This window comes from Candidatus Microthrix subdominans, from assembly GCA_016719385.1.
GTDB classification, from domain to species: Bacteria; Actinomycetota; Acidimicrobiia; order Acidimicrobiales; family Microtrichaceae; genus Microthrix; species Microthrix subdominans.
Window position 1 is genome coordinate 228,747 of the sequence record JADJZA010000007.1, and the last position, 22,998, is coordinate 251,744.

Below are 22,998 nucleotides of genomic sequence, written 5' to 3' on the forward strand. Positions count from 1 at the left end.
ACCCAAACCGGGGAGCGTCCAGGTGAACGAATTGCAGATTGGGATGGGCAAGTCGGCCCGGCGCGGCTACCGGCTGGCCGACCTGTCGATCCAGCCCAGCCGACGCACGAGAACACCGGCGGAGGTCGACACGTCGTGGCAGATCGATGCCTTGCGCTTTGACTCTCCGATCGTCGCCGATCCCTCCGATGGTGTGGTCAGCCCACAAAGCGCCATCGAGATGTCCCGGGCCGGCGCGCTGGGAGTGCTGCACTCCGAGGGCGTGTGGTGCCGTCACGATGACCCGACCGCCGCACTGGCCGATATTGCCGCCGTCGATCCGCTCGAGGACGGGGCCGCCGACCGGGTGCTCACCCGGATTCGTGAGCTCGGTCGTCAGCCGGTGCGACCCGAGCTGATCAAGGAGCGGGTGGCCGAGATGCGCGCCGGCGGGGCCACCGTGGCCTTGGCGGTCACCCCGGGCCGGGTCGAGGGGTCTCTCGACGATCTGCTCGCCGCCGAGCCCGACCTGTTGGTGATCGAAGGCACCGTCGTTTCGGCGGAGCACCTGGCCGACGGCGAGCCGTTGAACCTCAAGCGGGTGCTGCGGCGCCTGGAGGTACCGGCGATCGTCGGCGGGTGCACCTCGTACTCGGCGGCGCTGCACCTGATGCGCACCGGCGCCGCCGGTGTGCTCGTCGGGGTCGGATCCGGCCGTGTCGGGCCCACCCGCGACGTGCTCGGCATCGGGGCGGCCTCGGCCACTGCGATCGCGGATGCCCGCGCCGCTCGCATCCGCCACCTGGACGAGACCGGGGTGTACTGCCACGTCATCGCCCATGGCGGGGTTCGCAATTCGGGAGACCTGGCGGCGGCGGTGTGTTGCGGCGCCGACGCCGTCGTGCTCGGCGACCTGCTTGCTGCAGCCGAGGAGGCGCCGGCCGGCGGTTGGACCTGGGCCCACCGCAGCGACCATCCCACGCTGCCCCGCAGCCGACCCGAACACGTGGCGACCACCGGCACGCTGGCCGAGGTGCTGCACGGCCCCGCGGTCAGCGCCGATGGGACGACCAACCTGGTCGGTGCCCTCGCCCGATCGATGGCTTTCGCCGGGCATGCCACCTGCAAGGACTTCCAGAAGGCCGACCTGCTCGTCGAAGCGGGGCTCGACCGATGAGCATCCCCGAAGCGGTGATCGGCAACGACGAGGTGCTGGTGTTGGACTTCGGCGCCCAGTACGCCCAACTGATCGCACGGCGGGTGCGCGAGACCCGGGTGTACTCCGAGATCGTCGCCCACGACATCTCCGCAGCCGAGCTGGCCGAACGGGCGCCGGCGGCGATCATCCTCTCCGGCGGGCCGAAGTCGGTGCACGTCGACGGCGCGCCCGGGGTCGATCCCGGCATTTTCGACCTGGGCATCCCGATGCTGGGCATCTGTTACGGCGCCCAGCTGATGGCCCGTGACCTTGGCGGCGAGGTCAACAGCTCGGGTCGGAGCGAATACGGCCGAACCGAGCTGACCGTGCACGATCCCGGCGACGAGGGCGGAGCGGCCTCCGAGCTGTTCGCCGACCTGCCGGCCACGCAGACGGTGTGGATGAGCCACTTCGATGCCATCGTGTCGCCGCCCGAGGGATTCGTGGCCACCGCCTCGAGCCCCGGCGCTCCGGTGGCCGCCATGGAAAACGCCGCCCGGTCGATGTGGGCGGTGCAGTATCACCCCGAGGTGGCCCACACCCCGCACGGCCAGCGCATCATCGAACGGTTCGTTCATTCGCTCGCCGGCTGCGGGCATCGCTGGACGATGGCCAACTTCATCGACGAGGCCGCCGCTGCGGTCACGGCCCAGGTGGGCGACGGCCGTGCGATCTGCGGTCTGTCCGGCGGCGTCGACTCGGCGGTGGCCGCCGCGCTGGTTCATCGCGCCATCGGCGATCAGCTCACCTGCGTGTTCGTGGACAACGGGCTGATGCGGGAGGGCGAAGGTGAGCAGGTCGTCGAGACCTTCCGTCGCCATCAGGGCATGGAGCTGATCCATGCCAAGGCGGGGGAGCGCTTCCTCGAGCGGCTGGCCGGGGTGATCGACCCCGAGGCCAAGCGCAAGGCGATCGGCGAGCTGTTCATCCGGGTCTTCGAAGAGGCGCGCGGCGGTGTCGTCGACGCCAGGTTCCTCGTTCAGGGCACCCTGTATCCCGACGTGATCGAGTCGGGCTCGGCCACCGCCGCCACGATCAAGAGCCATCACAACGTGGGCGGCCTCCCGGACGATCTCGACTTCGACCTGGTCGAGCCGCTGCGCAGCCTGTTCAAGGACGAGGTGCGTGAGCTGGGACGGGAACTCGGATTACCCGACGAGATCGTCTGGCGCCAACCGTTCCCGGGACCGGGCCTGGGTGTCCGCATCGTGGGCGAAGTGACGCCCGAGCGGGTCTCACTCGTCCGGGCCGCCGATGCCATCGTGCGGGAGGAACTGCGCATCGCCGGGCTGGAGCGCGAGATCTGGCAGGCGTTCGCCGTGTTGCTCGGCGACGTGAACAGCGTGGGCGTCATGGGCGACGAACGAACCTACGGCAGCCCGATCATCGTGCGAGCGGTCACATCAGAGGACGCGATGACCGCCGACTGGGCCCGGATCCCTGCCGAGGTGCTCGACCGGATCTCCGGTCGGATCATCGCCGAGGTGCCCGGGATCAACCGGGTCGCCTACGACATCACCTCCAAGCCGCCGGCCACGATCGAGTGGGAGTGAGTCGGGCGGCCCAAGCGCCGCGGAAAGCCCCGGGATCGGGCAGCTGGTCGGCCATCGGCTGTGAGCCGGTCGCATGACCGTTGTGTCGCCCGTATGACGTTTCTCACCGATTCACCCGAATCTCGCAACGTGGTTGTAACAAACAGCAACGTTTGGTAATCTTTGTAGCTCATGCGCTGGAACCCCCCTCCCCATGGCCAGATCTCTGCACGCATCCCCTCAGCACCTCGCTTCTCGACGCGACGTGCGATGGCCGGCATGTTGGCAGCGATCACGGTCCCCGTCATCCCCCTCCTCGCCTCCGGGTCGGTGGGAGCGCAGGATTCCTCGGATCTGGCCGCTCAGGTCGACCGGATTCAGGCCCGCCGCGCCGAGCTTGACGACAAGCTGTCGATCCTCGATGAAGAGGCCAACCAGGCCAAGCTGAAGTTGGCCGACCTCGAGAAGCGGGCCGCCACAAACCAGGCCGATGTGGACTCGGCCAAGGGTGAGATGGCCGGCGCCAGCAAGGACGTGCGCTCCTACGCGATCAAGACCTTCACCGCCAGCCCGGGCACCGAGATGATGGGCGGCGAGGTCGACCCCAACTCGGCCCTCGTGCGTCGCACGCTGCTCCAAACCGCTCGCGGTAACCGCGAGGAGGCGATCGACCAGGTGCGCGCTGCGCGCAGCGACCTCGCCACCAAGCAGAGCTATCTCGATGACACCTCAGAGGAGATCGCGGCCCAGAAGGCCAAGGCCGACAAGGCTCGTGAGGAGACCAAGCAAACCGAGTCCACGCTGGCCAAGGAAGAGCAGCAGGTGAAGGGCGCCCTCAAGGAGGCGCTTGAGCGCGAAGAGGCCGCCCGTCAGGCTGCGGCCAGAGCCGAGGCAGAGCGTCGTCAGGCCGAGGCGGAGGCCAAGGCCAAGGCCGAGGCGGCGGCCCAAGCCGAAGCCTCCGCTGCGGCTGCTGTCCAGCGGCAGGCCGTTCGCGCCGCGGATTCGGGTGGGTCCTCCGGCCCGTCCGGTGGGTCGTCCGGCGCAACCGGTGGATCCTCCAGCGCAGCAGCCCCCTCGTCGGGTGGATCCTCCGGCCGCTCCAGCGCAGCGCGTGCGCCGGCGCCCGCCCCGGCCGCCGTCGCCCCCTCTGCTCCGGCGCCCCCGCCGAGCCCCCCGTCCGGCGGTGGAAGTGCCGTCGCAGCGGCCCTCTCCATGCGCGGCACGCCCTACCGTTGGGGCGGCGAAAGTCCCGGTGGCTTCGACTGTTCCGGGCTCGTCGTCTGGGCCTTCCGACAGGCCGGCCGTGGTGGCCTGCCCCACTCCTCGGGAGCGCTGGTCGGCATGGGTCGGCGCATCAGCGTCGGTGAACTGGTGCCGGGTGACCTGGTGGCCTACGGCTCGCCGGTACACCACATCGGCATCTACATCGGTGGCGGCCAGTACGTCCACGCACCCCGCACCGGCGACGTGGTCAAGGTTGCTTCGATCTACCGGAGCAACGGTGCGCCCATTGCGGTTCGCATCTGATCGACGCTAGGACCCGGTGCTGCCTCTGGCCGAGAGCCGAAGCGACTGACGTCCCGAACCCGATCTGCGCCGACCTGAACTCGATCTGCCCGACCTGAGCGGTCGGAATCGGTGTGGCCTCCCCGACCGTTCCCGAGCCGAGTTTCCGTCATGCGCTCAGCGATCACGTGGCGCTGTTCACGCCACCTCCTGGTTCATTCTCCGATGGAACGGACCGGGTGTCGGGGCCCGGACCGTAGCTGGCCGGATGTGTCAACTGCGGCACATTTCGACACCTACTTGTAACAATCGTCATCGTCTGGCAAGCTAGGCGGATGCGGCGGAACGCTCCCCTTCCCCGGTCGCGGGTGAACTCACCCGATCGTCCCTCCCTCAAACGTGTGCTGACCGTCTTGGCGGCCACCCTGATGGCCTCGTCCGTGGTCATCGTTGCCACGCCGGCTTCGGCACAGGGCAACGACTCACGGGAGCTGGCCGCCCAGGTGGACCGCATCGTCGCCCGGCGTGCCGATCTGGGCGAGAAGATTTCGGTTTTGGAGGAGCGGGCCAACTTGGCGAAGGCCGAACTGGTCGACATCGAGGCTCGGTCCAAGGTGACCGAAGCGGATGTGTCCTCGGCTGAGAAGTCGATGAAGGACGCCCAGGGTCAGGTGAAGCGTTACGCAGTGCGGGCCTTCACCGGTGGCCTGGGGACGGGCAATGCCTCGGCCCAGGACAACCCGACAGATGCGATCCGCTCGCGCACGTTGTTGGCGACGGCCCAGGGCAACCGCGAACAGGCGGTTGAAGAGGTGCGAGCCGCCCGGTCCGACCTCTCCTCCAAGCAGGAGCTTCTCGACGAGACCGCCGTTGCCAAGGCGACGGCCCGCGAGCGCATCGAGTCGTCGCGTGCGGAGATGAAGACGGTCGAGGGGGAACTCGCTGCCAGCGAGGCTCAGGTGAAGGGCGACCTGGCCGAAGCGTTGGAACGCGAGGAACGCCAGCGCTTCGAAGCCGAGCGGGCCGAGGCCGAGCGGCGACAGGCCGAGGCGGAAGCCCAGGCTCAGGCCGAGTCGCAGGCAGAGGCGGACGCACAGGTCCAGGCCCAGGCCGAAACCGCCGCCGGAGCAGGGGAGACAGCGGCTGGCGAGAGCGCCGAGACCGAGGATGGCGAGTCGGCGGCCTCATCGTCGGGTGACGGTTCTGGGTCCGCCGCCGATACGTCGCCTGCGCCCACGCCGACGGCGAAAGCCAAGGCCAAGCCCAAGGCGGGATCGGCCGCCAAGGCATCACCGACGTCCAAGTCCAGCGCCCCGAAGCGAGCGGGAGCGGCAAGGGCTGTGGCCCCGGCGCCGAAGCCGACGGCTGCCCCGACCACTCGGGCACCGCGTCCGACGACCACGCGTCCGACGGCCCCGCCCCCCACCACGCCCAGGCCGGTAGCACCGCCACCGCCGCCACCACCGCCACCACCGCCCTCGTCCTCGGGGCAGCGGGCCGTGCAGGCTGCGCTCTCGATGAGGGGCACGCCCTACCGGTGGGGCGGCCAATCGCCCGGCGGCTTCGACTGCTCCGGTCTGGTGCTCTGGGCGTACGCCCAAGCAGGTCGCGGTGGCCTACCCCACTCGTCCCGCATGCAGGTGGCGATGGGCCGCCGCATCAGCGTCGGCGAGCTGGTGCCGGGCGATCTGGTCGCCTACGGCTCGCCGGTGCACCACATCGGCATCTACATCGGTGGCGGCCAATACGTGCACGCACCCCGCACCGGTGACGTGGTCAAGGTCGCCTCGATCTACCGCTTCAACGGTACCCCGATCGCCGTGCGTATCTGAGCGGAGCCCGACCTGCCCGGCAAACCGCCGGCAACCGTGGAGTGTGGAGTGCGCTGGGGGTGGCTTCGGGCTCCCGGCATCGCCGGCAACCGGGGGAGTGTGGAGTGTGCTCGGGGGTGCCTCCGGGCTCCCGGCTTCGGTGGCGGTCTCGTCGGTGAGTTGTCGGTCGGTCGCCATAGGATGGGCGGGTATGTCACCCCACCTCCTCGACGGCCTCAACCCAGCCCAACGGGAGGCGGTGCTGCACGGTGAGGGGCCACTGCTGGTCGTGGCGGGGGCCGGCTCGGGCAAGACCCGGGTGCTCACCCACCGCATCGCCCGGCTGATCGAGCAGGACAACGTGTCGCCGTTCGAGATCCTGGCGATCACGTTCACCAACAAAGCGGCCGACGAGATGCGCTACCGGGTGGGCGCGCTCGTTGGGCCGGTCGCCCAGAAGATGTGGGTGTCGACCTTTCACTCCGCCTGCGTCCGCATCCTGCGACGCGACGGCAGTCGGCTGGGATATCCGAGCTCGTTCACGATCTACGACCAGGCCGACGCCACCCGGCTGATCGGCTACGTCCTTCGCGACCTCAACATCGACACCAAACGGATGCCCGCCCGTTCGGTCCAGTCCCAGATCTCGCTGGCGAAGAACGAGCTGCGCACGCCCGAACAAATGGCCGAGGAAGCCGGCCACATCATGGAGCGCAAGGTCGCCGACGTGTACGCCGAATACCAGACGCGTCTGCGGGCTGCCGGCGCGATGGATTTCGACGACCTCCTCGGCGTGACCGTCGAGCTGCTGCGCACCGAGCCCGACGTGCTCGAGCAGTATCAGCGACGGTTCCGCTACCTGATGGTCGACGAGTACCAGGACACCAACCGGGTGCAGAACGAGCTGGTGATCCTCTTGGCGGGCGCCCACCACAACGTGTGCGTGGTCGGCGACTCCGATCAGTCGATCTACGCCTTTCGGGGTGCCGACCTGCGCAACATCTTGGAGTTCGAGTCGGCCTTCCCCGACGTCACCCAGATCGTGCTGGACCAGAACTACCGCTCCACTCAGAAAATTCTCGACGCTGCCAACGCGGTGATCGCCAACAACATGTCTCGCCGCCCGAAGGATCTGTGGACCGACGAGTCGGGGGGTGCCCAGATCGTGCGCTACGTCGGTGACGACGAGGGCGACGAAGCCCGCTACGTCGCCCAGGAAATCGCCCGCCTGGTCGACTCGGGCACGGTGAACTACCCCGACGTTGCCGTCTTCTACCGTGCCAACGCCCAGAGCCGCGTGCTCGAGGAGGCGTTGTTTCGCCAGGGGGTGCCCTACCGGGTGCTCGGCGGGACGCGGTTCTACGATCGACGTGAGATCAAAGACGCGCTGGCGTACGTGCAGACGATTGTCAACCCGGCCGACGAGGTGTCGGCCAAGCGCATCGTCAACGTGCCCAAGCGGGGCATCGGGGACACGACGATCGGTCGGGTCGACGCCTACGCACGGGCCCATTCGCTGAGCTTCGTCGAGGCGCTTCGCCACGCGGACGCCGCCGGGGTGTCGTCCCGGGCGCAGCGGGGTGTCGAACGGTTTCTGGAGATCATCGATGGCTTGGCGCCGACCGGCGACGGCGACGGCGACGGCGACGGCACGGGCACCGGGGGTGGGGGGTTGGCACCGGCTCCGCTGCTCGAAGACCTGCTCGAGCGCACCGGCTATATCGCCGAGCTGGAGGCCGAGCACACGATCGAGTCGGAGGGGCGCCTCGAGAACCTGGCCGAGCTGGTCGGCGTCGCCGCGGAGTACGACTCGATGCCCGAGTTCTTGGAGCAGGTCAGCCTGGTTGCCGACACCGACAACCTGCCCGACGAGGACGATCCCACCGCCGGGGAGATGGTCATGATGACGCTGCACTCGGCCAAAGGGCTCGAGTATCCGGTCGTCTTCCTCATCGGCATGGAGGAGGGCGTCTTTCCTCACATGCGCTCGATTGGCGAGCCGGCCCAGCTCGAGGAGGAACGTCGTCTGGCCTATGTCGGGATCACACGGGCGCGCGAGCGTCTGTACCTCACCAACGCCTGGAGTCGAACGTTGCACGGAGCCACCAACTACAACCCCCCGAGCCGGTTTGTGGGCGAGATCCCCGAAGAACTGATCGAGGATGCCGAGGGATCCTCGACCCGTGGTTCCCGCCGTCCAGGCACGTCGGGCAGCTGGTCCGGAGGTGGGCGGACCTCCCTCGCCGGCAGGGACGCGCGGCGAGAACGGGCCTCATCGTCGGGGGTGGTGGGGGTGCGCTCCATCGGCGTGGGTGCCGGATCGGGGTTGGGTCCACGAGCGGGCGCCGACGAAGGCCCCCGGTTGGGCGACGATTCGGGTTTGCGGGTGGGCGACGATGTGCTGCACGCCACCTTCGGTGAGGGGGTCATCCTCGACATCGAAGGCCGGGGAGACAGGGCGGAGGCGACGATCCGCTTTCCCAGCGAAGGCGAAAAGCGCCTGCTGTTGTCGTGGGCCCCGCTGGAAAAGGTGGGGCGATGATCGGGCCGATCATTCGTATGGGGCGCCGTCAGGCCGCGCGTGTCGCCATGGTTCGCTCCAGGCAAACGCTGGGCTCGCTCCTGGCACGGGCCGCGGCCGTCCACGGTGGCTCGGTGCTGGTCGACCAGGCCGCCGAAGCCCGCACGGGCGTTCCGGCGACCAAGCTGACCGTGGCCGGCGCCGCCAAGTTGGTTGACCGTTGGGCGGCGGCGCTGGTCGAGGACGACAAGATCAGCTCCGGCGACCGGGTGGTGCTGGCGATGCCCAACTCGGTCGAGCTGTTCCTGGCCACCCTGGCGGTGTCCCGGGCCGGTGCCATCCCGGCGCCGGTCAACGATGCGATGCGCGACGACGAGATCGCCCACGTCGTCCTGGACGCCAACGCGCCGCTCGTGATCCGCGGTGTGGACGAACTCGACGTGCTGGCCGAGCACCTCGGCGTGAGCGCCGGCCTCGGCGAGGACCGTGGCGCTGACGAGCGGGTGGCGGCGCTGTTCTACACCTCCGGCACGACCGGCAGCCCCAAGGGAGCTGCCCTCACCCACCGGGCGTTGGTCGGCGAGCTGAGCCGCCTGGCAGCTTTACCCGGCGGCCTGCTGATCTGCGAGTTGCTCATCGCTCTCCCGGTGGCCCACATCTTTGGCTTCGCAGCCCTGGCGGCGGCGGCCTCGGCCGGGGTGCCCGTGCGGTTCCGCCCCCGTTTCAGGCCGACCGAATGCCTCGACGACATCGAGGAGCGCCGCTCTGCGGCCTTCGCCGGCGTGCCGACGATGTACCGCATGCTCGAGGAGGCGGGGGCCGACATGCGCGACCTGTCGTCGATCCGTTTCTGGGTGTCGGGTGCCGACGTGATGCCGCCGGAGTTGGCGCACCGGTTCAAGCGTCGGGGCGCCGCCTTTGCCTTGCCGGGTCTGGGTTCGATCGGCGAGGCGACGTTCGCCGAGGGCTATGGCATGGTCGAGACGGGCGGGGGTGCGGCGGCCAAGTTGTCGCCGCCGTTCGTGCCCTTTGGCCTGGGTGACCAGCTGGGTATCCCGATGCCCGGCTATCGCTTCCGGGTGGTCGACGATGATGGGGACGAGGTGCGGGTCGGTGCAGTGGGCCAGCTGTTGTTGCGTGGCCCGGGCGTGCTCGAGGGCTATTGGAACGACAGTGCCGCCACCGAGGCGGTGCTCGACGCCGGTGGTTGGCTGTCGACCGGGGACCTTGTGCGGCGGGGGCCGATGGGGACCTTCTCGTTCCAGGGCCGGGCCAAGGTGGTCATCAAGTCGGGCGGTTTCTCGGTGTATCCCCCCGAGGTGGAGCGGGTGTTCGAACAGCATCCCGACGTTGTCGAGGCCGGGGTGGTCGGGCTTCCCGATGACACCTTGGGCGAGGTCCCGGTCGTGGGCCTGCGGATGGCGAAAGGTGCCACGTCGACCCCCGATGAGCTTCTGTCGTGGGTGGGGGAGCGGCTGTCGACCTACAAGGTCCCCCGTCGGGTGTACTTCGTCGACGATCTGCCCCGCACCGGTACCAACAAGTTGCAGCGGGACGAGCTGATCGAGCGCTTGTTGGATCTCGACTGATCGACCCTGGTCCGAGGTCGGGCGTGCCGGCCGTCGCAGCCAGGAGATGGTCACGGTACGTTGCAGACATGGAACTCCGCATTTTCACCGAGCCTCAGCAGGGCGCCTCCTACGACGACCTTCTCGGGGTGGCGATCCGGGCGGAGCGCCTGGGTTTTGGGGCCTTCTTTCGAAGCGACCACTACGTGGCGATGGGCGACGGCTCGGGTCTGCCGGGCCCCAGCGACGCCTGGATCACGCTGGCCGGCCTCGCACGCGACACCTCGACGATCCGGTTGGGCACGCTGGTCACCTCGGCCACGTTTCGCCTGCCCGGCCCGTTGGCGATCTCGGTCGCCGGGGTGGACGCCATGTCGGGCGGTCGGGTGGAGTTGGGCCTGGGCAGCGGCTGGTTCGAGGACGAGCACGACGCGTACGGCATCCCATTTCCGTCGCTCGGTGAGCGCTTCGACCGGTTGACCGAGCAGCTGGAGATCATCACCGGTTTGTGGGCCACCCCAGCGGGGGAGACCTTCGACTTCCATGGCGACCACTATGCGCTGACCGGATCCCCGGCGCTTCCCAAACCGTGGCAGAGCCCACCGCCGGTGATCGTCGGCGGTGCAGGGCCGAAGCGCACACCCAACCTGGCTGCACGCTTCGCGGCCGAGTACAACACCCCGTTTCTGGGCCTCGACGACGTGGTCGCGGCCAACGAGCGGGTCGACCGAGCCTGCGAGAGCCTCGGGCGTGACCCGTCAACCCTGGTGCGCTCGGCCGCCCTGGTCGTGTGCGTCGGTGGTGACGAGGGCGAGTTCGAACGCCGCGCCCAGTCGATCGGACGTGAGCCCGGCGAGCTCCGCGAGAACGGCGTGGCGGGGTTGCCCGCCGAGGCGGTTGAAACCCTGGGTCGCTTCGCCGGGGCGGGAATCGAGCGGGTGTACCTGCAGGTGCTCGACCTGTCCGACCTCGATCATCTCGACCTGATCGCCGCCGAGTTCCCCTCCGGGGTCACGCCCCCGAAGTAGGGCTCAGGGTGCGGTGGTCGTGGTGGCCTCGTCGCCGGAATCATCACCCAGCTTGACGAACAGGATGCCGTCATCGGAGACCTCCCACGGAAGCTGCTTCAGCCCGGCTCCGTTCATCGGGAACGTCGCGTCGTCGCAGCGTTCGCCGGACGAGTCCTCGGACACCGACCCCTCGTCCGGGTTCTCGGAGACGAACACCTGGGCATCGCGGTCCCAGCGGAGGTAGCAGCCGTCGGGGGCACCCGGCGCCCTGGCCTCGAAGATCGCCCAGCCAACCTCGGGCTCGGGGCCCTCGTGGCTGACCATGATGGGGCGGTCCTGGCCTCGGCCCGACACGTCGGGAAGGAGAAACGGGCCCGTCTTGGCGATCACCTGTGCCCGCTCTGCAGCGGGGCCCAGCGCAAACTCGTCGGTGCCCAGGCTGACCGTGGCCGGTTCGCCGCTGCCGCCCTGCCCGAACAACACGAGGACCAATGCCAGTCCGGCGCCGACCATCAACAGAGCGATTCCGGCCGTTCTGAACTGGTTGGACGTGCTGCGCTGCTCGACCGGCATGTTGCTCCCAACGTTCGGCGGGCGGGTTCGGGCGGCCCAGTCTGCCCGCTGGTGCCCTGCCGCGGAACTCGGCAGTGGAACTCGGCAGTGGAACTCGACAGAGGTGGGAGCTCGATGGGCCGTCGCAGCGTGCGCTCCGTCTGCAAGGGTGGCGGTGCCGTCGACATTACTGAGGACAGATGACCGAACGCTCACACCAGGACGCCATCGCAACCGATCAGCTGTACCTGCGCGACGCTTATCAGCGCACGATGGATGCGGAGGTGGTTGCGGTCGACCACGACCGCGTGGCACTCGACCGCACTGTGTTCTACGCCACCGGTGGTGGTCAGCCCCACGACACCGGGATCCTCGCGGCCGATGGTGCCACCTATTCGGTCACCGACGTCCGCAAGGACGGGCCGTTCGTGTGGCACACCCTGGAGCCGAGAGGTGAGGAGGAGAAGGCCGGGAGCGTCGATGGCCCACCGGTGCCGACCGTCGGCTCGGCCGTGACGGGCACGCTCGACTGGGACCGGCGACACGCGTTGATGCGCACCCACACCATGTTGCACGTCATGGGCGGCGTCGTCTGGAACCGCTGGCAGGTGCCGGCCACGGGAGGCAACATGGAACCGTTGGCGGCGCGCATGGACTTCGAGTTCGGTCCTTTGCCCGATGGTTTTCGCGACGAGTTGACCGACGCGGTCAACGCCGAGCTGGCCGCCGATCGCCCCATCGAGGTGAGCTTTCTCGACCGCTCCGCGGCAGACGTCGACCCGGCGCTGATCCGCACCAAGGTCAACCTCATCCCCACCTCGGTTACCCGGGTGCGCGTGGTGGACATCGTCGGGCTCGACCGGCAGGCCGACGGTGGCACCCACGTGGCCTCCACCGCCGAGGTGGGACGCTTCGAAATTACCAAGACCGAATCGAAGGGCAAAGGCAACAAGCGACTGCGTCTCAAGGTGCTGTGACGCTCCCGCTGGGCGCTGTTGTGCGGGCCGACCTGACTGGTTCATCCGGCGCTGTCACTCCCGCTGGGGCGCTGCAGCGCTGGCCGAGCCAACAGGATTACCTGGTGCCGTTGCGCATCTCCTTGGTCCCGACCCGCCGCTGGATGACCTCGGACAGGCCCGGGGCCACGGTGGCCAACGTGGCGACTGCTCGCAACTCGGTCGGGGCCACGAATATCTCGGCCGGGTTGGTTCGTATGGCCTTCTCCACCGCCTGAGCGACGTCGACGGGTGACTTGGTGCGTACGCCCCTCGGGAGTTCGACATCGTTGTTGGCGAACATGCCGGCGTCGCGGATGAAGCCGGGTTCGACCACGGTGACACCGATGCCGTACTCCTCCAGGTCCTGGCGTAGCGACAGCCCGAAGCCCCTCAGGCCGAACTTCGTGGCGTTGTACAGGCAGGTGTCGGGGGTGGGGGCGATGCCTGACAGCGACCCGATCAGCACGAGCTGTCCCGGGCGACCGGCGGCAATGCAGGCCTGGGCGAAGGCTCCGCTCAGCACCATCGGCGCTCGCAGGTTGACGTCGATCGCGCCGTCGATCGCCTTGACGCTCAGCTCGGAGCCGCTCGCTTCGCCGCCCACTCCGGCGTTGGCGATCACGACGTCGAACTCGCCGACCATCTTGGCCAGCCGCTGCACATCGCTGCGCTTGGACAGGTCGGCCTCCACCACGGTGCCTCGGGTCTCGTCGGCCAGCGAGTCCAGAGCTGGGCGATTGCGAGCGGTCAGCGTCAATTGAGCGCCGTAGCGGCCCAGGCGTCGAGCGATCGCCTGCCCCAGCCCGCCGCTGGCTCCGGTGAGCAGTACTCGGCTACCGGTTAGTTCCATGGGCGTTCCTGGCTTGTGTGGTGAGCGGAGGGTTGGGGTCGATCGGCCCGTAACCGGAGCTCTGGGTGGAGCGTTCGAGACGCCGAGGCGTGACATCCGCCGGTAAGGCGGGCTGGTTTCTCCGACTGTATCCGCCGTCTCGGAGCCTTGGCTCGCTCTGATGCTGTTCGCCCGGCCCGCCGTAGAGGGGCTCGGGCGGCCTGGGTTCTGGAGGGCTCGGACCCGGGACGTGGCTGATTGGGGGCCCAGGGCTTGGGGCTCGTGTCTTCGAGCTGAGCAACCCAGGTGCCCAGGAGGGGTGTCAGGTTTTGCGAGGAGCCGTCAGGCGGCGGTGGCGCCGGCGAGCAAGCTGCGCACCTGGGCCACCAGGCGTTCGGGATGCTCGGTGTAGTCCCACCATGTGAACAGCAGCACCTTCACGCCGAGCAATTCGAGGCGGTTGCGCGCCCGCCGGTCCCCGATGAACGTGGCACGATCCCGGTGGTGGGCAAGGGAGTCCAGACCGATCGCCAGCACGCCGGGGTACGCCAGGTCCACCATCTGGATGAGTCCGTCGTCGTCCCAGAACTGATGCTCGAGCAGCGGCTCGGGCAGACCCGCACCAACCAACAGGTCGGCCACCATGCGGCTGAAGTCGCTCATCGGTACCCGCTGGTCCTCCGCATACTCCCCCAGTACCTCGCCGAGGACGGTCCGCCCGGCGGTCCCGGGAGGGGTCTCGTGATGAAACCGGGCCAGCGACGTCAGCGAGGCATGGTGCTCGCGGATGAGCTGATCGACAACCGCTCGAAGCCGGGCCCGGGGCAACATCGAAGCAAGCTGGCCGACGAGCACCTCGGGGCCGACGACGCCGATTTGGTCTCTCGTCGTGTGCTCGCCACGATCCCAGCGTCGGCTTCGTCGCACCTTCACGCCCTCGGGCCGGACCCGCCGTTCGAACGGCACCAGTACCTCCGGCTTCGACGCCTGGAATCCCTCCAGCTTCCAGAGCACCGCCGCCGACCGGTGGGAGGCAACGCCCCCGGTGGCTCGGGTGGCCCAGTCGATCCGGTGGGTCCAGGTCAGCGGCCGGTCGGCCATGGCGTACCAGCCACGCCCCACCCGCAGCAGGCCGCCAGCCGAGGCGCGCTGACGGAGGGCGTCGCCGCTGATGCCGAACCGCTCAGCGTCCGCAGCGCTGAACACCCGGTACTGCCGGGCGAGGGCGACCCAGCGTCGGTCGCGGGTCGCCGTCTCAAGGTTCGGACTCGATGCAGTCGCCACTTCTGCATGGTGGGGCAGCGGGCTCCGTTCGCCCACGGGTTGCCGCACCCGTTGACGGAGGTGTGGAGCAGAGGTGTGGAGGTGTGCCGATGAAACTCACCGGCACACCTCCACACCTTCGCTCCACACCTTGTCGCAGTTTCGGGGTTGAGCGTGACCTTGTCGCAGTTTCGGGGTTGAGCGTCACCTTGTCGCAGTTTCGGGGTTGAGGGTCACCTTGTCGCAGTTTCGGGGTGGGCCCCGGAGGGGACCGGAACGCGGGCCGTGTTGCCTTTCATGAGGCCTTCCTGGGAGGCTCGGGCCGTGGACCTCTTCGAATACCAGGGCAAACAGTTCTTCGGCTCGTTCGACATTCCGGTGTCGGCGGGCGAGGCGGTCACCACCGTCGACGATGCCGTGGCGGCAGCCGAACGGCTGAACACCTACCCGGTGGTCGTTAAGGCACAGGTGCAGGTGGGCGGCCGTGGCAAGGCCGGCGGCATCAAGTTGGCCAACGACGCCGACGAGGTCCGCACCTATGCCTCCGACATCATCGGCATGGACATCAAGGGCCACACCGTCAACGTCGTGTGGATCGAGGTGGCCTCGGACATCGCCGAGGAGTACTACGCCAGCTTCACCCTCGACCGTGCCAAGAAGGCCCACCTGGGCATGCTCTCCGCCGAGGGCGGCGTCGAGATCGAAACGGTTGCCGAAGAGAACCCCGATGCCATCGCCAAGATCTGGATCGACCCGGTCGACGGCCTGGACGAGGCGACCATCCGGGACTGGGTGGCTGCCGCCAACCTCAACCCGGACGCCACCGAGGGCGCGGTCGACATCCTCGCCAAGTTGTACACCGCCTATGTCGACGGCGACGCCGACCTGGTGGAGATCAACCCGCTGATCCTCAAGCCCACCGGCGAGGTGCATGCACTCGACGCCAAAGTCACCCTTGACGGCAACGCCGACTTCCGCCACGAGTGGGATGCCTACGCCGCCACCCAGGAGCGCGACGAGCGCGAAGAGGCCGCCCACCAGGCCGGCCTGGAGTACGTCGGCCTCGAGGGGTCGGTGGGCATCATCGCCAACGGCGCAGGTCTGGCGATGAGCACGCTGGACGTCGTCAACCAGGCTGGCGGAAAACCCGCCAACTTTCTGGACGTCGGGGGCGGAGCCGATGCCGACAAGTTCGTCGCGGCGCTGACGATCCTCGACAACGACCCCCGGGTGAAGTCGATCTTCATCAACATCTTCGGCGGCATCACCCGCGGCGAGGAGGTGGCCAATGGCATCATCGAGGCAGCCGGCCGCATCGACCTCTCCCATCCGATGGTGATCCGCCTCGACGGCACCAACGCTGACGAGGGTCGCGAGCTGCTCAAGCCACACCTGAGCGACAAGTTGCAGATGGAACCCACCATGCTGTCCGCCGCCGCCAAGGCCGTCGAGCTCGCCGCCAGCGCCTGAGCTACTGGAGACCTGAACCCACCATGAGCATTTTCGTCGATTCCAACACCAAGGTCGTCTACCAGGGTCTGACCGGTTCAACCGGTCGGTACTACGGCCTGCTGAACCGTGACTACGGCACCAACGTCGTCGCCGGCACCAACCCCAAGAAGGCGGGCACCGACGTCGATGGCATCCCCATCTTCGCCACGGTGGCCGACGCCGTCGCTGCGACCGGCGCCGATACCTCGTGCATCTTCATCCCGGCCCCCGGCGTGAAGAACGCCGTGATGGAGGCCGCCGAGGGTGGCGTCAAGCTGATCATCGTCATCACCGAGGGCGTCCCCGCCCAGGACGAGGCGTGGTTCTACAACAAGTTGAAGCGCGACTACCCGGACGTGCGCCTGCTGGGCCCCAACTGCCCGGGCATCATCAGCCCCGGCCAGGCCAACATCGGCATCACCGCCGGTCACATCGCCAAGGCGCCGGTCGACGGCGAGATCTCGGTGGGCATCGTCAGCCGCTCCGGCACGCTCACCTATCAGGCGCTGTACGAGCTGCAGCAGCAGAACATCGGCGTCACCACCTGCGTGGGTATCGGTGGCGACCCCGTGCCCGGCACCAGCTTCATCGACTGCCTGGAGGCCTTCGAGGCCGACCCGCAGACCTCGGCCGTCATGATGATCGGCGAGATCGGTGGCTCCGCCGAGGAAGAAGCGGCCGAGTACATCGCCGAGCACATGACTAAGCCGGTGGCCGCCTATGTTGCTGGCCAGACCGCTCCCGCCGGAAAGAAGATGGGCCACGCAGGCGCCATCGTCTCCGGAGGCAAGGGCACCGCAGCCGCCAAGATGGAGGCTCTTGAGGCCGCTGGCGTCAAGGTGGGGGCCAACCCGACCGAATGCGGCGAGCTGATGGTCGAGATCGTGAAGAACCTCTAGCTCGCCGTGAGCGTCGGGTTTCATCGTGGGACCCGCCACGGCGGGAACGATCGAGTCACGGTGGGACCTGTGGCCGCCGAGCCGGAAGGCTCGCGCCCGAGCGCGGGTGCGCGCTGATGAGGCTGGGTGTGATGGTGTCGGGGTCGGGCACGCTGCTCGACGCGATGGTCGAATCCGGGCTTGAGGTTGCGGCCGTCCTCGTCGATCGTCACTGCCTTGCAGAGGGGGTGGCACTTCGCCACGGATTGCCGCTTCAGGTGATCGAGCGCACCGACTTCTCCGCCGACTTCGACCGTGAGGCGTTCACCCGTCGGGTCGTCGCCACCTGGGATGAGCTGGAGCTCGATCTGCTGGCAATGGCCGGCTGGGGGACGGTGCTCGCCGGCTCGGCGTTCGAGGCCCGCCCCGGCCACATCATCAACACCCACCCAGCCTTGCTGCCGTCATTCAAGGGCTGGCACGCGGTGCCCGCCGCACTCGACGCCGGCGTGAAGGTCACCGGCTGCACCGTGCACGTGGCCACCGTGGCGGTGGACGAGGGGCCGATCCTGGCCCAGGAGGCCGTGCGGGTGTTGCCCGACGACGACGAGGCCAGCCTGCACGAGCGCATCAAGGCGGTGGAGCGCCGGATCTATCCCCGGGTGCTCGCCGACATCCTGCGGCGCGGCTACGTGCTCGACCCGAGCGTCTGACCGCCGCCCCGGATGGGTGGGGTTCAGTTGTCTGCGTCGGCGGCGGCTTCATCGGCCGCCGCTTCGGGATTGACCGTCGGCGCCTCGGGCCCGAGGCCCCGCTCCTTGGCGATCCGCTGCAGTTCCTCGCTGAGAAAGGCCCCTGCCAGCGGCGAGCTGTCCGGCGTGAAGTGCCCCCCGTCCGGCCGAAGCCGAACGCCGTCGATCTCCTCGGTGCAGTCGGTGCCATCGCAGATCCACCCCGCCAGGTCGATCAACTCGGCGTCCTCGCTGCGCGAGGCGACGAGTTCGGCGATGATCTCGTTGAGGGCGACCTCGCGCCGCCGAGTGTCGTCGAGGTTCTTCTCGATTGAGGCGGCGTTGGTCGACTCGACGTTGGGGATCACGGTGGTGAGAACGACGAGCGAGCCGTCCTGAGAGAGGGCATCGATCATCTGGCCGTAGTACTTCTCGATCCGCTGGCGCATTTCGTCGGAATCGAAGGGAATGTTGCGTCCGTCGACCTCCCGATCCAAAATCATCCACTGGCTCACCGGCACGAGCACGATGTCGGGAGCGAACTCCTCGACGTAGGTCGGCCAGCGTTGGGCCCAGTCGGGGCACTCGGTGGTCACCGTGCCCGGCAGTCCTTGGCGTCGACCGGGTGCGGGGTCGGGGAAACAGCTGAACTCGGCCTTGTTCCACAGCAGAAAGGGGGTGCTGCGAGCGTCGGTCGCGCCGAAGAAGTTGGAACCGATCGACCAGGCGACCGAGTCGCCGAACAGCAGGACCCTCAGCTGGTCGCCCATCGCCTCCTGGGTGAGGTGGCGCCTGACCGAGCGCCGGGCGACGCCGGCCAGCGCGCCGCCGAAGGCCTCGGGGTTGGGGCTGATCAGGTTGAACTCACCCTCGGCGGGGTTCAGCCGGGCCGTGTCGACGCACTGCACCTGCCCACACCACAGGCTCCCGAGTTGGACGTGCTCGACGTCGCCGCCGCTGCGGGTGGCCACCTGCTGGGCGGCCTCCCGGCTGCGCTCGACGGCGAACGCGTCGAAGGAGGTGGGGTCGTTGATCGGGGGCGCGGTCAGCAGCACGACGGTGCGGCCGCCCTCGGCGGTCGGCCCGGCACCCAACTGGCGCACCAGGCGTTCCATGCTCTCGGTGTAGGCCCGCTCGTTCTTGGCAGAGTCGAAAACATCGATTGGGGTGTTGGTGTCGTCGAAGGGTTCCCAGTTGCGGACGCCGACGACGACCACGTCGGGATCGTTCTGCCTGACGAGCGCCTCCCAGCGGTCCCGCCAGCCCTCGCACAGCGTGGCGGCATCGTCGCACCCGCTGCCAGCGAGGGTGACCTCCTGCTGCTCGGGGCCGTCACCGTCAGCGTCGCCCCAGTCGGCGGGCAACGACCGTGCCAGCTCGTCGCCCAACACCAGCGTGCTCAGCTGGGCGGGGGGCTCGACCGACTTGACGGCCTCGACGGGCGGGGCGGCGGCCTCCTGATCGCTGGCGTAGGCCTCCTCGAGGGTCTGCTCGGCGCCGGTCGTGCCGGCGATCAGGGCGATGGCGATAAGGACAGGGGTCACCGCGATGCCGACGAGTTCGAGCCTGACCGGCATGCGCCGTTCCCGGATGGGGACCTCGATCAGCAGCAGGCTGAGCATTGCCGCACCGACCGAGAGACCGAAGCGGAGGACGTTCAAGGCCGGCAGGCTGAGGCCGGTGCGCTGCGGGGTGAGCGCCAAGATGATCGGCCAGTGCCACAGGTACAGCCCGTAGGAGATGCGCCCAAAGAACCGAAAGGGGCGCAGGGAGAGCGCCCGGTCGAGGGAGGATCGCTGGCCGGCCATGGCGGCCACGATCACCGTGGCGCTCAGCACGGCGATGACGAGGAAGCCGCCTTGATAGAGCAGCGCCGGGGGCACGTCGGCCATAGCGGCGACGAGGAACACCGCTGCGGCGCCCCATCCGACCGGCACCAGCCACTTGGGTGGTGACGAAAGGAGGCGCTTGCCCAGCCCGTCGTAGAGGGCGGCGAGCGCCACGCCGATCAGCAAACCCTGCACCCGGGTGTCGGTGCGGAAGTACAGGCTGAAGTTGTCGGGTGTGTACAGCAAGGCCATCAGGCCGGCCGATGCGGCTGCGCCGACCGCACCGACCAGCCAGAGCGGCACGTCGTAGCGTTGCCCACGGGTGAGCGCCCCGGACGCCCTGGATCTCCAGCTGAACAAGGCGACCGTGATCACCGGCCACACCAGGTAGAACTGCTCCTCGATCGCCAGCGACCAGTAGTGCTCGAGTGGGCTCTTGGCGGCGAACTGGTCGAAGTAGCTGGTCGTGTCGAAGGCCCGGGCCCAGTTGGTGACGTAGAACAGCGAGGCCAGGCCCTGGCTGCGGATGTCGTCGAGCTGTTCGGATTCGGCGAAGAGCACGGCGAATCCGGCCACGGCGAACAGGACCAGCAGCATCGCCGGCAACAGGCGTCGGGCCCGCCGGATCCAGAACTGCTTCAGATCGATGCGCCCGTGCGTCGTCCACTCCTGCACGAGCAGCGTGGTGATGAGGAATCCGGAGAGCACGAAGAAGATGTCGACCCCGAGATAGCCACCCTTCATCCAAGGGAGGTCGAGGTGGAACAGCACGACGATGAGCACGGCGATGCCGCGGATCCCGTCGAGACAGTTGCGGTGGCGAAGCCTGGGTGGTGCGTCGGGGTCGGGAGGCGGGGCCGACGATGGTGGCGCTTCCCCCGATGGTGCTGGCAGGTCGTCGCAGGTCGGTGCCTCGGGAGCGCCAGAGGGGTGTGGGACCGCCGTGTGTGACGTGGCCGGGTTCGGGGGCGCGCAACCACGGTCGTGCCGAGCGGGGACATCGTTCGCTGATGCGGGCGGTGAGGTCATGGCCAGTTTTGGCGCGCCTCATCGGACTGCGCGCCGCCAGCACGCTAGTGGGCGGTGGGTTGACAGCGGGATCGGTGGGATCCCGCTGTCAACCCACCAACTCAGGGCGCCAGCACGGCGATCATCCACAACAATCCCAGGATCGCGGCTGCAGCCAGCGACGCAATCCTGACCGTTGAGGCTATTCCATCGGTAACCCGGTTCATGATGCTCCCTCCCTCAGCCCGATGGGCGCCGTCGCCGGCCGGTGGGGAGCTGGAGTGCGAGTTCCAGCGGCCAGCGACGGCACCCTGCGGGTCGTGTCCTGCATGGGCAGTCGAGACGTCGCTGGCTCGACTGGGGTTCAGTATCGGGTTGGTTTGAAGGGGAGTCAAGTGCATTTCGTCCGAAGGGGATCGATTGTCTGAAGTGATTTCTCCTGACCGGCCGTTCCGGGCCCTAGGCGGAGGACCGTTCCGTGCGTAGGGTGCTGGTTGCACGTGCGATGAGAAGTCTCATTCCTCGTGTTCTGCACACTGCGACGGTTCCCGGGGTGCGAGCCCGGGGACCGTCGCGTTGCCGGCCGAAGAGACGGGTTGAGGTGTTCGTACCCCCACCCTCAATCGCCACCGCTGGGTGGCTGCTGCTGGGGCCGGTAGGGTCGAACCAAGCGTCGGCGCCAGCTCTGGAGCGTCGTCCCGACCCCTCGGAGTGAACATGGCGGATCGTCGCCGAGCCCTGCTGTCCGTGTACGACAAGACCGGTGTGGTTGAGCTGGCTCGTGCGCTCAGCGACGCCGGATGGGACCTGTTGTCGTCCGGCGGTACCGCGGCGGCGCTGGCCGAGGCCGGCGTCGAGGTGCAGCCGCTGGCCGAGCTGACCGGATTCGGTGAGATGCTCTCCCATCGGGTGGTCACGCTGCACCCGGCGGTGCACGGCGCCCTGCTCGCCGACCGCGATGACCCATCGCACCTGGCCGACCTGGATGCCCACGGCATCGACCCGATCGATCTGGTCGTGGTCAACCTGTACCCGTTCGACAGCGACCCGAGCATCGAGTTGATCGACATCGGCGGCCCGACGATGGTGCGGGCTGCCGCAAAGAACCATGCTCACGTCGGCGTGGTCGTCGACCCGTCCGATTACGCAACGGTGGCCGAGGAGGTCGGTCGGGGCGGCGGGTTGTCCCAGGACACCCGGCGAAGCCTGGCCGTGCGGGCCTTCGAGGTCATCGCCGACTATGACCGCCAGATCGCCGACTGGATGGTCGACGGATTGCCGAGCGAGACCGAGGGCGCACCGGCCACAACCGTTGATGCGGGGCCCGACGTGCTTCCGACACGGCTGACGCTCGATGCCACCCGAGCCGAGGTGCTGCGCTACGGCGAGAATCCCCACCAGGTGGGCGCCCGGTACCGCACCGGCGACGGCGGGTGCTGGGATCGAGCCCAACAGCATCAGGGCAAGGCGATGTCCTATCTCAACGTCTACGACGCCGATGCCGCCTGGCGCCTGGTGTGGAGCCTGGGCGACCGGCCTGCCGCCGTGGTGATCAAGCACGCCAACCCCTGCGGTGCTGCGGTGGCCGATGATCTGGTGACCGCCTACCGGCGGGCCCACGAGGGGGACCCCACCTCGGCCTTTGGCGGAATCGTTGCGGTCAACGGCGAGTTCACCGCCGAGCTGGCCGAGCAACTGTCGCCGGTGTTCACCGAGGTGCTGATCGCCCCGTCCTATTCCCCGGAGGCGATCGAGCTGCTCGCCCGCAAGAAGAACCTTCGCGTGATCGAGGCCGAGCGCCCGACCGAGCCAGAGCTGTCGGTGCGTACCATCGCCGGCGGGCTGCTGGTGCAGACGTCCGACCCCGGCGGCTTCGACCGGGATGAAACCACGGTGGTAACCGAGCGTCAGCCTGAGCCGTCCGAGTGGGTCGACCTCGAGCTGGCCTGGAAGCTGGCGGCCCGCGTGACGTCCAACTGCATCGTGTTGGTGAAGGACACGATGGCGGTGGGGATCGGGGCAGGACAACAAAACCGTCGCGACGCCGGCCGGATTGCCGCCGAGAAGGCCGCCGGGCGGGCGGTCGGCGGCGCCTGCGCCTCCGACGCGTTCTTCCCGTTCCGCGACGGGCTGGACGCCGCCGCCGAGGCAGGCGCAACCTGCGTGGTTCAGCCGGGCGGGTCGGTGCGCGACGACGAGGTGATCGCGGCGGCCAACGAGGCCAACATGGCGATGGTCTTCACCGGGGTCCGTCACTTTCGCCACTGAGCCGAGCCCGGGGCAACGGTTAGCGT

16 protein-coding genes are annotated in these 22,998 nt (G+C 68.6%); 12 read left to right on the forward strand and 4 right to left on the reverse strand.

Annotated elements, in window-relative coordinates; translation table 11 throughout:
* The first annotated feature begins 22 nt into the window (after window positions 1–22).
* The 7 genes from IPN02_11185 (at window position 23) to IPN02_11215 (ending at window position 11,143) form a co-directional block, all read left to right on the forward strand.
* A complete protein-coding gene (locus tag IPN02_11185) occupies window positions 23–1,156 on the forward strand; it encodes a GuaB3 family IMP dehydrogenase-related protein (protein ID MBK9297372.1) in 1,134 nt (377 codons plus the stop codon).
* Window positions 1,153–2,730 carry a glutamine-hydrolyzing GMP synthase gene (gene guaA / locus IPN02_11190; GenBank protein MBK9297373.1) on the forward strand — a complete coding sequence of 526 codons (1,578 nt, stop codon included), beginning with the start codon at window positions 1,153–1,155 and terminating at the stop codon, window positions 2,728–2,730. The genes IPN02_11185 and guaA overlap by 4 nt, the downstream gene beginning before the upstream one ends.
* A 258-nt stretch (window positions 2,731–2,988) precedes the next feature.
* Window positions 2,989–4,236 (forward strand): C40 family peptidase, encoded by a 1,248-nt coding sequence (locus IPN02_11195; GenBank protein MBK9297374.1) that lies wholly within the window; start codon window positions 2,989–2,991, stop codon window positions 4,234–4,236.
* A gap of 314 nt (window positions 4,237–4,550) precedes the next feature.
* Window positions 4,551–6,047: a C40 family peptidase gene (locus IPN02_11200; GenBank protein ID MBK9297375.1), complete on the forward strand. Its 1,497-nt coding sequence runs from the start codon at window positions 4,551–4,553 to the stop codon at window positions 6,045–6,047.
* Window positions 6,048–6,237: 190 nt separating this feature from the next.
* Window positions 6,238–8,568 carry a DNA helicase PcrA gene (gene pcrA, locus IPN02_11205; protein MBK9297376.1) on the forward strand — a complete coding sequence of 777 codons (2,331 nt, stop codon included), beginning with the start codon at window positions 6,238–6,240 and terminating at the stop codon, window positions 8,566–8,568.
* Window positions 8,565–10,136 carry an AMP-binding protein gene (locus IPN02_11210; GenBank protein ID MBK9297377.1) on the forward strand — a complete coding sequence of 524 codons (1,572 nt, stop codon included), beginning with the start codon at window positions 8,565–8,567 and terminating at the stop codon, window positions 10,134–10,136. Before pcrA ends, IPN02_11210 begins: the two co-directional genes overlap by 4 nt.
* A gap of 68 nt (window positions 10,137–10,204) precedes the next feature.
* A complete protein-coding gene (locus tag IPN02_11215) occupies window positions 10,205–11,143 on the forward strand; it encodes an LLM class F420-dependent oxidoreductase (protein ID MBK9297378.1) in 939 nt (312 codons plus the stop codon).
* 3 nt (window positions 11,144–11,146) lie between these two features.
* On the opposite strand, the gene IPN02_11220 is transcribed toward IPN02_11215, so the two are convergent.
* Window positions 11,147–11,698 carry a hypothetical protein gene (locus tag IPN02_11220; GenBank protein MBK9297379.1) on the reverse strand — a complete coding sequence of 184 codons (552 nt, stop codon included), beginning with the start codon at window positions 11,696–11,698 and terminating at the stop codon, window positions 11,147–11,149.
* Window positions 11,699–11,877: 179 nt separating this feature from the next.
* Between IPN02_11220 and IPN02_11225 the strand changes: the two genes are divergently transcribed.
* Window positions 11,878–12,654: an alanyl-tRNA editing protein gene (locus IPN02_11225; GenBank protein MBK9297380.1), complete on the forward strand. Its 777-nt coding sequence runs from the start codon at window positions 11,878–11,880 to the stop codon at window positions 12,652–12,654.
* A gap of 97 nt (window positions 12,655–12,751) precedes the next feature.
* On the opposite strand, the gene IPN02_11230 is transcribed toward IPN02_11225, so the two are convergent.
* Together IPN02_11230 and IPN02_11235 are read right to left on the reverse strand one after the other, a co-directional pair.
* Window positions 12,752–13,525, reverse strand: coding sequence for an SDR family NAD(P)-dependent oxidoreductase (locus IPN02_11230; protein ID MBK9297381.1), 774 nt, complete (start codon window positions 13,523–13,525; stop codon window positions 12,752–12,754).
* Window positions 13,526–13,846: 321 nt separating this feature from the next.
* On the reverse strand, window positions 13,847–14,788 hold the full coding sequence (locus tag IPN02_11235; GenBank protein MBK9297382.1) for a type IV toxin-antitoxin system AbiEi family antitoxin domain-containing protein: 942 nt from the start codon (window positions 14,786–14,788) through the stop codon (window positions 13,847–13,849).
* Window positions 14,789–15,091: 303 nt separating this feature from the next.
* Between IPN02_11235 and sucC the strand changes: the two genes are divergently transcribed.
* From sucC to IPN02_11250, 3 genes are all read left to right on the forward strand, one after another.
* Window positions 15,092–16,237, forward strand: coding sequence for an ADP-forming succinate--CoA ligase subunit beta (gene sucC / locus IPN02_11240; protein ID MBK9297383.1), 1,146 nt, complete (start codon window positions 15,092–15,094; stop codon window positions 16,235–16,237).
* Between the two features lie 23 nt (window positions 16,238–16,260).
* Window positions 16,261–17,157 carry a succinate--CoA ligase subunit alpha gene (gene sucD / locus IPN02_11245; protein ID MBK9297384.1) on the forward strand — a complete coding sequence of 299 codons (897 nt, stop codon included), beginning with the start codon at window positions 16,261–16,263 and terminating at the stop codon, window positions 17,155–17,157.
* A gap of 122 nt (window positions 17,158–17,279) precedes the next feature.
* Entirely contained in the window at window positions 17,280–17,849 is a 570-nt protein-coding gene (locus IPN02_11250; GenBank protein MBK9297385.1) for a phosphoribosylglycinamide formyltransferase, read from the forward strand.
* 23 nt (window positions 17,850–17,872) lie between these two features.
* On the opposite strand, the gene IPN02_11255 is transcribed toward IPN02_11250, so the two are convergent.
* Entirely contained in the window at window positions 17,873–20,479 is a 2,607-nt protein-coding gene (locus tag IPN02_11255; GenBank protein ID MBK9297386.1) for an acyltransferase, read from the reverse strand.
* Window positions 20,480–21,421: 942 nt separating this feature from the next.
* Here IPN02_11255 and purH point away from each other — a divergent pair.
* Entirely contained in the window at window positions 21,422–22,972 is a 1,551-nt protein-coding gene (gene purH, locus IPN02_11260) for a bifunctional phosphoribosylaminoimidazolecarboxamide formyltransferase/IMP cyclohydrolase (GenBank protein MBK9297387.1), read from the forward strand.
* The last annotated feature ends 26 nt before the right edge of the window (window positions 22,973–22,998 follow it).

What these genes read in the sequence shown, in the direction of transcription:
- IPN02_11225 (MBK9297380.1), top strand. Translation starts at nt 11,878, where the DNA reads ATGACCGAACGCTCACACCAGGACGCCATCGCAACCGATCAGCTGTAC.
- IPN02_11230 (MBK9297381.1), bottom strand. Translation starts at nt 13,525, where the DNA reads ATGGAACTAACCGGTAGCCGAGTACTGCTCACCGGAGCCAGCGGCGGG.
- purH (MBK9297387.1), top strand. Translation starts at nt 21,422, where the DNA reads ATGGCGGATCGTCGCCGAGCCCTGCTGTCCGTGTACGACAAGACCGGT.
- IPN02_11220 (MBK9297379.1), bottom strand. Translation starts at nt 11,698, where the DNA reads ATGCCGGTCGAGCAGCGCAGCACGTCCAACCAGTTCAGAACGGCCGGA.
- guaA (MBK9297373.1), top strand. Translation starts at nt 1,153, where the DNA reads ATGAGCATCCCCGAAGCGGTGATCGGCAACGACGAGGTGCTGGTGTTG.
- IPN02_11200 (MBK9297375.1), top strand. Translation starts at nt 4,551, where the DNA reads ATGCGGCGGAACGCTCCCCTTCCCCGGTCGCGGGTGAACTCACCCGAT.
- sucD (MBK9297384.1), top strand. Translation starts at nt 16,261, where the DNA reads ATGAGCATTTTCGTCGATTCCAACACCAAGGTCGTCTACCAGGGTCTG.
- IPN02_11195 (MBK9297374.1), top strand. Translation starts at nt 2,989, where the DNA reads ATGTTGGCAGCGATCACGGTCCCCGTCATCCCCCTCCTCGCCTCCGGG.
- pcrA (MBK9297376.1), top strand. Translation starts at nt 6,238, where the DNA reads ATGTCACCCCACCTCCTCGACGGCCTCAACCCAGCCCAACGGGAGGCG.
- IPN02_11215 (MBK9297378.1), top strand. Translation starts at nt 10,205, where the DNA reads ATGGAACTCCGCATTTTCACCGAGCCTCAGCAGGGCGCCTCCTACGAC.
- IPN02_11210 (MBK9297377.1), top strand. Translation starts at nt 8,565, where the DNA reads ATGATCGGGCCGATCATTCGTATGGGGCGCCGTCAGGCCGCGCGTGTC.